Source organism: Litorisediminicola beolgyonensis (assembly GCF_042679605.1).
Lineage (GTDB): Bacteria > Pseudomonadota > Alphaproteobacteria > Rhodobacterales > Rhodobacteraceae > Litorisediminicola > Litorisediminicola beolgyonensis.
On record NZ_JBHTMU010000014.1, the window covers coordinates 87,195 to 100,146 of the forward strand.

9 protein-coding genes and 1 pseudogene are annotated in these 12,952 nt (G+C 68.4%); 9 read left to right on the forward strand and 1 reads right to left on the reverse strand.

Annotated features, from left to right (window positions below):
- Positions 1-15: 15 nt before the first annotated feature.
- The 3 genes from rnr to ACFQ4E_RS09840 all read left to right on the forward strand — a co-directional run bounded on the left by rnr (position 16) and on the right by ACFQ4E_RS09840 (position 5,142).
- Positions 16-2,319, forward strand: a complete 2,304-nt coding sequence (gene rnr / locus ACFQ4E_RS09830; RefSeq protein WP_386803043.1) for a ribonuclease R — start codon at positions 16-18, stop codon at positions 2,317-2,319.
- Between the two features lie 140 nt (positions 2,320-2,459).
- Positions 2,460-3,851: a hypothetical protein gene (locus tag ACFQ4E_RS09835; protein WP_386803045.1), complete on the forward strand. Its 1,392-nt coding sequence runs from the start codon at positions 2,460-2,462 to the stop codon at positions 3,849-3,851.
- A 1-nt stretch (position 3,852) separates the two neighbouring features.
- Complete coding sequence (locus ACFQ4E_RS09840) at positions 3,853-5,142, forward strand: glycosyltransferase family 4 protein (RefSeq protein ID WP_386803047.1); 1,290 nt, start codon at positions 3,853-3,855, stop codon at positions 5,140-5,142.
- Here ACFQ4E_RS09840 and ACFQ4E_RS09845 read toward each other — a convergent pair whose 3' ends face one another.
- Complete coding sequence (locus ACFQ4E_RS09845; RefSeq protein ID WP_386803049.1) at positions 5,143-5,901, reverse strand: WecB/TagA/CpsF family glycosyltransferase; 759 nt, start codon at positions 5,899-5,901, stop codon at positions 5,143-5,145.
- Positions 5,902-6,207: 306 nt separating this feature from the next.
- On the opposite strand from ACFQ4E_RS09845, the gene ACFQ4E_RS09850 reads away from it, so the two are divergent.
- The 6 genes and pseudogenes from ACFQ4E_RS09850 to ACFQ4E_RS09875 all read left to right on the forward strand — a co-directional run.
- Positions 6,208-7,335, forward strand: coding sequence for a Gfo/Idh/MocA family protein (locus tag ACFQ4E_RS09850; RefSeq protein ID WP_386803051.1), 1,128 nt, complete (start codon positions 6,208-6,210; stop codon positions 7,333-7,335).
- Positions 7,323-8,309, forward strand: a complete 987-nt coding sequence (locus ACFQ4E_RS09855) for an NAD-dependent epimerase/dehydratase family protein (RefSeq protein ID WP_386803053.1) — start codon at positions 7,323-7,325, stop codon at positions 8,307-8,309. Before ACFQ4E_RS09850 ends, ACFQ4E_RS09855 begins: the two co-directional genes overlap by 13 nt.
- On the forward strand, positions 8,306-9,514 hold the full coding sequence (locus ACFQ4E_RS09860; RefSeq protein WP_386803055.1) for a glycosyltransferase family 4 protein: 1,209 nt from the start codon (positions 8,306-8,308) through the stop codon (positions 9,512-9,514). The genes ACFQ4E_RS09855 and ACFQ4E_RS09860 overlap by 4 nt, the downstream gene beginning before the upstream one ends.
- Positions 9,511-10,488 (forward strand): glycosyltransferase, encoded by a 978-nt coding sequence (locus ACFQ4E_RS09865; RefSeq protein WP_386803057.1) that lies wholly within the window; start codon positions 9,511-9,513, stop codon positions 10,486-10,488. Before ACFQ4E_RS09860 ends, ACFQ4E_RS09865 begins: the two co-directional genes overlap by 4 nt.
- The gene (locus ACFQ4E_RS09870; RefSeq protein WP_386803059.1) at positions 10,485-12,572 is read left to right on the forward strand and encodes an NAD-dependent epimerase/dehydratase family protein; all 2,088 of its coding nucleotides are present in this window, start codon (positions 10,485-10,487) and stop codon (positions 12,570-12,572) included. Before ACFQ4E_RS09865 ends, ACFQ4E_RS09870 begins: the two co-directional genes overlap by 4 nt.
- A gap of 176 nt (positions 12,573-12,748) precedes the next feature.
- Positions 12,749-12,952, forward strand: a pseudogene (locus ACFQ4E_RS09875) (hypothetical protein); the annotation flags it as partial.

Sequence of the window (12,952 nt, forward strand, 5' to 3'; positions counted from 1 at the left end):
TGCTAGGTGCCGATCATGAAAGAGCTTCCTTCCAAGGCGCAGATTCTCGACTGGATCGCCGACAATCCGACCCTGTCGGCCAAGCGCGACATCGCCAAGGCCTTCGGCCTGAAAGGTGCCCAGCGCATCGACCTGAAGCGCGTTCTGAAAGAGCTGGAAGCCGAAGGCCATCTCGAGAAGCGCCGCAAGACCTACCGCGATCCCGACCGGCTGCCGCCCGTTTCGGTCCTGGAGGTCAAGGCCCCGTCCCGGGACGGCGATCTCTTCGCCAAGCCGCTGGAATGGCACGGAGACGGCGCGGAGCCGGTGGTCCTGATCATCCCGCGCGACAGCGATCCGGCCCTGGGAAAGGGCGACCGCATCCTCGCGCGTCTCACCCAGGTCAATGACGGCGAGATCGGCTACGAGGCGCGGCTGATACGGCGGATCGGGGCGAGCCCGAAGCGGATCGTCGGCATTTTCCGCAAGGGCTCGGAAGGCGGGCGGATCGTCGCCATCGACAAGGGCGCCGACGCCGAGTGGAGCGTCGCGGCGGACGCGACCGCGGGCGCCAAGGAAGGCGAGCTGGTCGAGGCCGAACAGATCGGCCCGCGCGGTCGCATGGGCCTGCCCCGCGCGCGGATCACCGAGCGGGTCGGCGATCCGTCCGAGCCGAAGGCGGTCTCGCTCATCGCTATCCACCAGCACGGCATTGCGGACGATTTCCCCGAAGAGGTCCTGGCCGAGGCCGACGCGATGAAGCCCGCGGGCCTGATGGGCCGCGAGGATCTTCGCGAGCTGCCGCTTATCACCATCGACCCGGTCGATGCCCGCGACCGCGACGACGCCTGTTTCGCGCAGCCCGACACCGATCCCGCCAACGAGGGCGGTCACGTGATCTGGGTCGCGATCGCCGATGTCGCCCATTACGTCCACACCGGCAGCGCGCTCGACCAGGAGGCCTGGCGGCGCGGCAATTCCAGCTATTTCCCCGACCGCGTCGTGCCGATGCTGCCCGACCGGCTGTCGGGCGATCTCTGCTCGCTGCACGAGGGCGTGCCGCGCGCCTGCGTCGCGGTGCGCATGGTGATCGATGCGCATGGCGACAAGAAGAGCCACAGCTTCCACCGCGGCCTGATGCGGTCGCCCGCCGCGCTGAACTATCGTCAGGCGCAATCGGCCTTCGACGGCAACCCGGACGAGAAGACCGCGCCGCTGGTCGAGGATGTGATCAAGCCCATCTTCGCCGCCTTCCACGCGCTCCAGTCCGCGCGGCACTGTCGGCAACCGCTCGATCTCGACCTGCCGGAGCGCAAGATCGTTCTCGCCGAGGATGGCACTGTCGAGAGCGTGAATTTCGCCGAACGGCTCGACGCGCATCGGCTGATCGAGGAGTTCATGGTCCTCGCCAATGTCTGCGCAGCCGAGACGCTGATCGCGAAGAAGACGCCGCTTCTCTTCCGGGTGCATGAAGAGCCGCCGCCCGAGAAGCTCGACGCGCTGCGCGAGACGGCCCAGGCCTCGGGGCTCACGCTCGCCAAGGGCCAGGTCCTGAAGACCGCGCATCTCAACCGGCTTCTGCACGATGCGGCCGGTCTGGACGAGGCCGAGCTGATCAACATATCGACGCTGCGTGCGATGACGCAGGCCTATTACAGCCCGCAGAATTTCGGGCATTTCGGCCTCGCGCTGACCCATTACGCGCATTTCACCTCGCCGATCCGGCGCTATTCCGACCTGATCGTGCATCGCGCGCTGATCTCGGCGCATGGCTGGGGCACGGACGGGCTGACCGAGCGCGATATCGAGCGGCTCGAGGCGACGGCCGAGCATATCTCGCAGACCGAACGCCGCTCAATGACCGCCGAGCGCGACACCACGGACCGCTATCTCGCCGCGTTCCTCTCGGACCGCGTCGGCGCCGAGCTTGGGGGCCGGATCAGCGGCATCGCCCGGTTCGGCGTCTTCGTGAAGCTCGACGAGACCGGCGCCGACGGGCTGATCCCGATGCGCAATCTCGGCCGCGAGTATTTCCACTACGACCAGGCGAGCCAGACGCTCATGGGCGCCGATACCGGGGTCGAGATCGGGCTCGGCCAGCGCGTCACCGTCAAGCTAGTCGACGTCGCGCCGGTGACGGGCGGCATCGGGCTCGAACTGATCAAGCTCGAAGACCGCGAGATGCCCGGCGGCCGCGGTGACGACCGCAGGCGCGGCGGCGGCGGACGCCGCGGCGGCAAACCCGGGAAGGGCGGCCCCAAGCGCAAGCTCGACAAGGCGCGCAAGAAATCGGCCAAGACCCGCGCAAAGGTCAGCCGGAGCCGACAAGCCAAGCGCTGAACCCGGCACCTCGTCGCCATAAGGCTGCCACATCGGTCGGGTTAGGGTAGTCTGAACCGGGCGGAGATGCAGACCCGGGACCGGCATGCGCCAGGCGGCGCCGCCGGACCTACCGAGGCAGAGAAGCGAGACAGGGCCGGATGCCCAACGCGATAGCCTTTCTGATGCTGGCCCTCTGGCCGGTGGTGACGGTCGTCCTGTTCCGGCGGCTGTCGGTTCAGCACGCCTTTCTAGCGGCCATGCTCGGCGGCTACCTCCTGCTGCCGGAACCGCCTGCCGCCTTCGACCTGCCACTCTTTCCGCCTCTGACGAAACACGTGATCCCGTCGCTCAGCTGCATCGGCGCGATGATGGCGCTGGGCCAGTTGCAGACGCTGATCCCCCGGTCGACCGCGGCGCGCGTGCTCTTAGCAATTTATGCGGTGACGCCGGTCTTCACCGTCATCACCAATACCGAGCCGGTCTTCTGGGGCCGCATCGGCCTTCCTGGCCTTGGTTTGAAAGACGCCATTGCGCTGCCGCTCCAGCACCTCATGCACATCCTGCCGTTTCTTCTGGCGGCGCAGGTTCTGCATACGTCCAAGGACCTGCGCGACACCTTCATCGCGCTCGTCATCGCAGGCCTCGCCTACAGCGTCCTGATGCTGATCGAGGTCCGCCTGTCGCCGCAGCTCAACATGTGGGTCTACGGCTACTACCAGCACTCCTTCGCCCAGACGATCCGCTTCGGCGGGTTCCGCCCCATGGTCTTTCTCTATCACGGGCTCTGGGTCGCGTTCTTCTGCTTCGCCGCGCTCATCGCCGCTGTCGGCCTGTGGAAGCACGATCGCGAGGGCGACCGCCGGAAGTGGTTCCTCGCCGCGGCCTATCTGGCTGTGGTCCTGGTGCTCGCGAAATCCCTCGGAGCGCTGCTTTTCGCCATGGTGGTCGTCCCGGCCGTCGTGCTCTTGGGGGCACGCCAGCAGATGCTCCTCGCGCTGGTGATCGCCAGCGTGTCCGTCGCCTATCCGGCGCTGAAGAGCATCGACCTGATCCCCGAGCGCGTCATTGTCGAGCGCGTCGCTCAGATCGACGAGGATCGCTCGCGCTCGATCTCCTTCCGCTTCGCCAACGAAAACGTGTTGCGCGACCGCGCGATGGAGAAACCGCTCTTCGGATGGGGCAGCTGGGGCAGAAACCAGATCCTCGACCCCCGCAGCGGCGAAAGCGTGACGATCTCGGACGGGGAATGGGTGATCGTGCTCGGCACCTTCGGGTTCCTCGGCTTCGTCGCGCAGTTCGGCCTTCTGCTGTTGCCGCTCATCACGCTCTGGTGGCAGTTCCGCACCCGGGATCCTGGGGCCGTCAGCCCGCTCAGCGCGACGATGGCGCTGTTTCTGGCGGTGAACATGTTCGACCTCCTGCCGAACGCGACACTGACGGTGGTGACCTGGATCGTGGCCGGGATGCTCCTGAGCTATTGCGACAGGGTGCGCAGCAAGGCCCCGCTATCGACCGCGACCGATCCCCTGACGTGGAAGCCGGTGATCTGAGATGGCCCGCCCGAAGGTTCTCGTGATCGCCGAGGCGGCGAACCCGGAATGGGTTTCGGTCCCGCTCGTGGGCTGGTCCATGTCTCAGGCGCTTGGCGAGGTCGCAGACACGCATGTGGTCACGCATCTGCGCAACCGCGACGCCTTTTTGCGCGCAGGCCAGGTCGAGGGGCGCGACTTCACGGCCATCGACAGCGACGCGATCGCGAAGCCGCTCTGGAAGCTCTCGGAATGGCTGCGCATGGGCGAGGGCAAGGGCTGGACGCTCGTCACCGCGCTCAGCTCGCTCAGCTATCCCTATTTCGAGCGCCTGGTCTGGCAGCGCTTCGGCGCCCAGATCGCCCGCGGCAACTGGGATATCGTGCACCGGGTGACGCCGCTCTCGCCCACCGCCCCCTCGCCGCTCGCGCCCCGGATCTCGCGCGCGGGCGTGCCCTTCGTGATCGGACCGCTGAACGGCGGCGTGCCCTGGCCCGCCGGGTTCGACGCCGAGCGCCGGGCCGAGCGTGAGTGGCTGACGAACCTGCGCTCGGTCTACAAAATCCTGCCGGGCCGCAATGCGACGCTGGACCATGCCTCGGCCATCCTGGCCGGGAGTCGCCACACGGCGTCGGAAATCCCCGAGCGCCTTGCCTCGAAACTCGTCTGGCTGCCCGAGAACGGCATCGACCCGGCCCGGTTCAATCGCCGCGCCGCTCCGCCTTCCCCCGGGGAGCCTCTGAGAGCGGTCTTCGTGGGGCGGCTCGTGCCCTACAAGGGGCCGGACATGGCGCTGGAGGCCGCCGCACCGCTGATCGAGTCCGGGCGCATGAGCCTCGACATCGTCGGCGATGGTCCGATGCGCGCGTTGCTCGAAGCTCAGGCCGCGCGGTTCGGAACCTCCGTGCGCTTCCACGGGTGGCGTCCGCACAAGGAGGTGCAGGACATCATGGCCAAGGCGCATATCCTGCTTTTTCCGTCCATCCGCGAGTTCGGCGGCGGCGTGGTGCTCGAGGCGATGGCGCTCGGGCTGCCCCCGCTCGTGGTAGAATATGGCGGACCGGCCGAGCTGGTGACGCCGGAGACGGGGTTCACCGTCCCCTGCTCGGACCGCGCGGGGATCGTCGCGGATGTGAGGGCGCGACTGACCGCGCTGGCCGAGGATCCGTCGCCTCTTTGTCCGATCGGGGACGCGGCGCGCCAACGGGTCGCGCAATCCTTCACCTGGAGCGCGAAAGCGCGGCAGGTGCGGCAGGTCTACGATTGGGTTCTGAGCGGCACCGACGGACCTGCGCCGCGACCGATCGACTGATCAGGCCGCGCGGAAACGCTGGCCCAACGCCTGCGCCGCCTGCCCCGGCAGGATCGCGGCGCAGCGCAGATAGCGCGGGCCGAGCCGCGCCGGGTTCATCGCCATCCGCCAGAGCCATTCCAGCGCCAACCGCCTGACCAGCTTCGGCGCACGGCGCTGCTCGCCCGAGAAGAAATCGAGACCGGCGCCGATGGACACGAAGCCGACCTCGCCAAGACGGTCACGCGCGCGCACGGCGAACATCTCCTGTTTCGGAGCAGAGAGGGCCAGGAAGCAGAGCCGCGCGCCGCTGTCGCGAATCTGCGCGATCACATCCTCGGCAGCGGCGCCTTCGGGGTCGAACCCGTAATCCGGCGCGTGGGTCAGTGCGACGGTCAGGCCCGGGACGGCCTCTTCTAGATGCGCCTTGGCGGCGGCGAGCGTCGGCCGAGAGCTGCCGACGAGCGCCACCGGAACCTCCATGCGCGCAGCGATGCGGCATATCGGCAGGATCGCGTCGGAGCCCGGGACGAGAGAGACCGGTTTGCCCGCGAGACGCGACATCCAGACGATGGGGTTGCCGTCCGCCGTGACGAAATCCTGCGCCGCGTAGGCGGTGCGGAAGTCGCGCGACCCGGCGAGCTTCACGAGATGGTCGAGATTCAGCGTGGCGAGAGAAAATCCACGCCGTGCGGCCAGCCGCCCGGAGACAGCGGCATCCAACGCGGCCCAGTCGGGCACGTTGACGGTCACACGACACTCGTCGACCAGAAACTCCATGAAACAGGCAACCCCATATCGCTGCCCCCGCCATCTCAATACCACAATCCTACCTCATTTGGAGCCGGAAAATGCAATGAATCCGGAGTTTTCCGGGATTGATCGCCACGGATCGCGCAACAATCCCGCGCCCGGCTTGAGACTTTTTCCGCATCAGCGAAGAATGGTCGAACTGGTGCCATGATCGGCTGCTTGAAGCAGTCCGAACGACCGGCACCGGGCGAATCGAGGGGCCGGCAGGCTGAAAGGCAGGCAGATGACCGCGACGCGGATCAGGGACGGCGATGAGCGCGCCGCGCGGGACCTATGAGCGTTCCCGTCGCGCTGATCGGCTGCGGCTTCGTCGCCGATCTCTACATGCGCGGGCTCGCGACCTTTCCGGGACTGGCCGTCGTCGCGGCCTGGGATAGCGACCCTAAGCGGCTTGCGGCGTTTTCGACGTTCTGGTCAGTGCCCGCCGCGCAGGGTCTCGACCAGATGCTGGCCGATCTGCCCGAGGGCGGGATCGTCCTGAACCTCACCAACCCGTCGGAGCATTTCGCGGTCAACCGCGCCTGTCTCCTGGCCGGTCACCATGTCTATTGCGAGAAGCCGTTGGCGCTCGACATCAATCAGGCGCGGGATCTCGTGACCCTGGCCAGGGACCGGGGCCTGCAGCTTGCCTCGGCCCCATGCTCCGTGCTCGGCGAAGCCGCGCAGACCCTCGGGCGCGCGGTCCGGGACGGCACCGCCGGTGCGCTGCGGGCGATTTATGCCGAGCTGGACGACGGGTTCGTGCCGCAGGCCGCTTATGACAAATGGCTCTCGGAATCGGGCGCGCCCTGGCCCGCCGAGGACGAGTTCCGCACCGGCTGCACGCTGGAACACGCGGGCTATTGGCTGAGCTGGCTCATCGCCTGGTTCGGCAGCGTGACGACCGTTCACGCGATCTCGGCCGAGACGGTGCCGGACAAGCTGGGCACCGGTCCGATGGCGCCGGACCTCTCGGTCGCGGTGCTGGAGTTCGAGGACGGGCCCCTGACGCGGCTGACCTGCTCGATCGTCGCGCCGCATGATCACCGCATCCGACTTATCGGCGACGAAGGCGTCCTGTCCTGCAACGCCGCCTGGGACAATGCCGCGCCGGTGCGCTTCGCGCGCCGGTTTCGGCTGCGACGGCGACTGATGGAGCATCCCTTTCCGCGCCGCCTGCGCCTCTCCGGGCCGACCCATCCCAAGCTGGGACGTCGCGGGGCGGCGTCGATGAATTTCGCGCTCGGTCCCGCCGAGCTGGCCGACGCGATCGAGACCGGGCGCGACAGCCGTCTTGCGGGGGATTACGCGCTGCACATGACCGAGGTGACGCTCGCGATCCAGAATGCCGGATTGACCAGCGGTCCGCAGAACATGAGCACCCGATGCGCCCCGATGGAGCCGATGCCATGGGCGAGATGACCGTCCTGATCACCGGCGCGGGCGGTTTCATCGGTCGCGCGACCGTGGCCGAAGCGCGCCGCCGCGGCCTTGCCGTCCGCGCCGTGATCCGCGGATCGCGCCCCGTCGACTGGGAACGCGACCCTGAGATCACGCTGGTGCGCGCCGATCTCTCGGAGCCGGGCGCGGAAGTCGTGCTGCGCGAGGCGGCCGTGGGCGTCGGCGCGGTTCTGCATTGCGCGGCCCATCTCGGGGCCGACCCCCGCCGCCACGCCACCGACACGGTGGAGGCGACCGAGCGGCTTCTTGCGGCGCTCGATCCCGACGCACCTCCGAGGATCGTGCTCGTCAGCACCATCGCGGTCTATCGCACATCCGCGCTCGATCCGGGTGCAGACGTGACGGAAAGCACCGCGCTCGATGACGGGAGCGCCCCGCGCGACGCCTATGTCGGCGCGAAACTTGCGCAGGAGCAGCTCTGCCGCAGCCACGCGACCGCATCGGGCTCGGAGCTGTGGCTGTTGCGGCCGGGGATCGTGTTCGGCGCGGCGCGGCTCTGGAATGCCCATCTCGGGATCAAGGCCGGACCGGTTCTGATCGGCTGCGGATCGGGCGGCGAGTTGCCGCTCGTGCATGTCGACCGCGTGGCCGAAGCGCTGGTCAGCGCCGCGCTGACCCCGACGCCGGAGCCCGGGGCGCTGAACCTCCTCGACGACGACCGCCCCGACCGCGAGCGGTTCCTCAGGGCGCTCGAACGCCAGACCGGCTGGCCGCGCCTCGTGCTGCCCCTGCCCTTTGCCATCTGGCAGGCGGTGAGCGGCACGCTGTCGCCGATCGAGTCGCGCCTGCCGGGGCTTCTGCGCGGCCCGGCGCTCAAGGCCCGGCTGATGCCGCTCAGCTATCCCAACGATCAGCTTCGAAAGCGCCTGAAACCACGCGCGCAACCAAGGTTCGAGCAGCTTCTCGCCCGGGCCGTCCGCGAGGGCGCGGCATGAAGCGCGTGGCCTATCTCACCGGCGAATTTCCCCGCGCCTCCGACACTTTCATCCAGCGCGAGATCGCCGCGCTGAGGGCGCTCGGGCACGAGGTTCTGCCCTGCTCGATCCGGCGCACGGGTCCCGAACATCTCGTCGGCCCCGAGCAGCGGGCGCTGCAATCCGAAACCTGGCACGTCCTGGAGGCCGCGAAACGGCCCGGGACGCTCCTCCGCGCGCTTGGGGCGGCAATCGCGAGGCCCGGAGCGCTGGCCAAGACCGCGGGTCTGGCGTGGCGAACCGCTCCGAAGGGGCTGCGCGCTAAGCTCTGGCAGGGCTTCTACCTGATCGAGGCGCTGGTTCTCGCCGACATGCTCCGGCGCCGCAACGTCGCGCATCTGCACAACCATATCGCGAAGGCGTCCTGCTCCGTGGCGATGCTCGCCTCGGAGCTGTCGGGCATCCCTTTCAGCTTCACGCTGCACGGTCCCGACATCTTCTTCGAGCCGATGCATTGGCGGATCGACGAGAAAGCCGCCCGGGCGCGATTCACGATCTGCATTTCCAGTTTCGCAAGATCGCAGCTCATGTGCTTTGCCGCGCCGGAGCATTGGGACCGGCTGCACATCGTGCATTGCGGCGTCGAACCGGATCGCTACGGGCGCGAGGCGTCCGAGAAAGGGCCGGGGACGCGGCTTCTCTTCGTCGGACGGCTCGCGGGCGTGAAGGGCGTGCCGCTCCTCGTCGATGCCGTGCGCAGGCTCGCATCCGACCATCCCGACGTGCAACTCGATCTCATCGGCGACGGTCCCGACCGCGCCGCGCTCGAGGCCAAGGTGACCAACGCCGGCCTCTCGGACCGGATACGGTTTCTCGGCTATCGCAACCAGGAGGCCGTGGCCGACGCGCTCGTCGAGACCGACCTCTTCGTGCTGCCAAGCTTCGCGGAAGGCGTGCCGGTCGTCCTGATGGAGGCCATGGCCGCGGGCGTTCCGGTCGTCACGACCCGGATCGCCGGCGTGCCCGAGCTGGTCGAGGACGGCGAGACCGGCCTTCTGGTGCCCGCCGGAAATCCGGAGGCGCTCACCTCCGCCATCGCCACGCTGATCACCGACCCGGACAGGCGTCGACGCATGGGAGCCGCCGGTCAGCGCAAGGTCCGCGCCGAGTTCGACAGCCGCCGCGAGGGCGCCAAGCTCTCGGCCCTGATCGAGGCGGAGACATGAGCACGGTCGATCTCGTCCTGATCGGCCGCAACGAAGGCCAACGGCTGATCGACGCCCTGCGCGCCGCGACCGGCCAGGCGCGTCGGATCGTCTATGTCGATTCCGGCTCGACCGACGGCTCGGTCGACGCTGCGCGGGCCGCCGGGGCCGAAATCGTCACGCTCGACACAAGCACGCCCTTCACCGCCGCCCGCGCCCGGAATGCAGGCGCCGCCGCTCTGGCCTATGATCCGCCGGACTATGTGCAGTTCATCGACGGGGACTGCGCGCTTGTGCCCGGATGGGTCGCCGCTGGCGTTGCGTTTCTCGATCAGAACCCCGGCCACGCGCTGGTGGCGGGCTGGCGGTCCGAGAAATCTCCCGAGGCCAGCCTCTACAATCGGCTCTGTGATTGGGAGTGGCATCGGCCTGCGGGCGAGATCGAGGCCTGCGGCGGCGACATGCTGGTGCGGTGGAGCGCCTTCGAGGCGACCGAGGGCTTCGATCCGACCGTGATCGCCGCCGAGGATGACGAGCTGTGCCAGCGCCTGCGCAAGGCCGGCTGGTCTCTGCACCGTCTCCCGCACGAGATGACACGGCACGACGCCGCGATGACCCGCTTCGGACAATGGTGGCGAAGGGCCGAGCGCACCGGGCACGGCTTTGCGCAGGTCGGACACTTGCACCCGCAGTATTTCGTCACCGAACGGCGCCGCGCGCTGGTCTACGGGGCCGCGCTGCCCCTCGGCGCTTGCGCGCTTGGCCTGCTCTGGCCGCCGCTCGTCCTGGGCCCGCTCGCAGCCTATGGGCTGAACTTCCAAAGAACCCGCGCCCGGTTGCGCCGAGAAGAGGCCAGCGACCCAACCGGGTTCGCAGCACTTCTCACGCTGTCGAAGCTGCCCAACCTCATCGGCATGGCGCGGTTTCACCTCCGTCGCCTCCGCGGCGCGGAGATGCGCCTCATCGAATACAAGGGACCGGAGATCCGCCCATGACTGACCGCCGCATCGGACTTGTCGGCGCCGGATACATCGCCACCTGGCACGCCGACGCGCTTCGCGCGACGCCGGGTGTGCAGGTTGCCGCCGTCTGCGACCCCGCACAGAGCGCCGCCGAGGCGCTGGCCGCCGCGCATGGCGCACAGGTCTTCACCTCGGTCGAAGACCTGATCGCGTCGGGCAGCTGCGACGCCGTCCACATCCTGACCCCGCCGCATCTGCACGTTCCGCTCGCGCGCACCTGTCTGGACGCCGGGCTCGATGTGCTGATCGAAAAGCCCGTCGCTGAGAGCGCCGAGGAGACGCGCGCGCTGGCAGAGATCGCACGCGACACGCGTCGGCGCCTCGTGCCGGGGCACAATTTTCTCTGCCTGCCCTCCTATGTCCGGATGAAAGACCTGGCCGAGACCGGCGATCTCGGGCGTATTTCCGCGGCTGAGATCACCTGGGCGCTGCCGCTCGCGCCGCTGCGGTCCGGGCCCTACACTCTCTGGCTCCTGCGCGAGCCCCGAAACCTGCTTCTCGAGATCGGGCCGCATCTGATGGCCTTTGCGGTCGACCTGTTCGGACCGGTCGAGATCGAGCATACGGTCTTCTCGAAGCCGGTCGCCCTGCCCGGCGACGACATGCGCCCGCAATCGATCCGCATCCTGGCGCGCGCCGGGCATGTCGACCTGACCTTCACCCTGTCGCTCGTCGAAACGGTGGATCAGCGCAGCGTGGTGCTGCGGGGCTCGTCGGCCCGTGCCGCGCTCGACTTCGCTGCCGATACGCTGGTCGTCGACCGCGAGAACGCCTCGGACCTGGTCCTGAACCCGGTGCGCCGCCAGATGGGCCTGTCGCGCCAGCACCTGACGGCGGGGCTCGGCAACGCGGCCAAGCACCTGCGCTCTCTCAACCGTCGCAATCCCTATGCCGAAAGTTTCCGCGGCCTCTGTGCCGCCGCCTGGGGAGACACACCGGATCCACGGCTCTCACCCGAGCGCGCCGTCTGGGTGATGGAGGCACTCGACGCCGCGCTGGGCCATGTCCCTGCCGAGAAACTCACTCCAAAAGCGCCCGCTATCGCCACGCGGCACCCTAAGCCCAGCGCGATGGTGATCGGCGGGACCGGCTTCATCGGACGCGCCCTGACCCGTCGGCTGGTGGCGGAGGGCCGCGATGTGCGCGTCGTCTCGCGCGGGCGGCACGGACCGTTCCCGGATCTGCCCGATCAGGTCGAGACCGTCGGCGTATCGCTGTCCGACCGCGCCGCTCTGGCCGATGCGATGCAGGGGATCGACCACGTCTACAACCTCGCCCGCGCCCATGGCGCCGACTGGGAGGATTGCCTCAGGCGCGATGTGGGCGTCGCGGTGACCATCGCCGAGGCCGCGCTCGACGCGGGCGTGAAGCGGCTGGTCTATACCGGCACGATCGCCAGCTACGACATGTCCGATCCGTCCCGGACCATCACCGAGGCGACCGGCTTCGCCGAGGACATGAGCGACCGCAATCTCTACGCGCGCTCCAAGGCCGAATGCGAAAAGCGGCTCATGGCGATGCATCGCGACCAAGGCCTGCCGCTCACCATCGCGCGCCCGGGTATCGTGCTCGGAGCAGGCGGTCCGCTTCAGCATTGGGGCATCGGGCGTTGGCATGGCGCGGGCGCGGTGCGGATCTGGGGCGACGGGCGCAACGCGCTGCCCTTCGTTCTGAACGACGATGTCGCCGACGGTCTGATCCTGATGGCCGAAAGCGAGGCTGCGCTCGGCGAGGATTACAATCTCGTCGGCGATTACCGCATGAGCGCGCGGGACTATTTCGACGCGATCCACGCCCGGCTTGGTGCCCGTATCCGCGTCAGTCCCGGCAATCTGCACGCGTTCTGGGCGACAGATGCGGTCAAATCGGCGTTGAAGACCCATGCCTTGAAGCGCCCTGGCGTTGTGCGCGCGTCGCTGTCGGACTGGAAGAGCCGCGCGCATCTCTCCCGGTTCGACAACAGCAAGCCGGTGGATCAGCTTGGCTGGAGGCCGGTCCCGACCCGCGAGGAGTTCCTAAAAGAGGCGATCGACGCGGCAGGGCTGTTCGGATTTTGAACTCTCTTGCGTCAACAATGCCCGAGATTTGTCCCCATTCCTGACAGATTCAGGGATCAGAGTTAACTCTTGGAGCGCCCGCATGAACGAAGGCCGCGTGAGATGAGCAGACCGAATTTCCGGCAGCCGGCAGATGACCGGATCGCACCGACCGCGCAAATGACGCGGAGCGGCCGGTGACGCTCATGGACCGCAAGAAATTCTCCCGCCGCGCACCGGCGCCGGACCCGGCCTCGCCCGAGGACGATCTGCGCCCGGTCCCGCCGCTCGAAAGCCGCGCCGAACGGTTGGCGCGCCGCCGGGCGGAACGGCTGGCGGCATCCGCGCCCGAAACCACTCCCAAGGCCCAGACCCCCGACCCGCGCGCCCGTGCGCGCGAC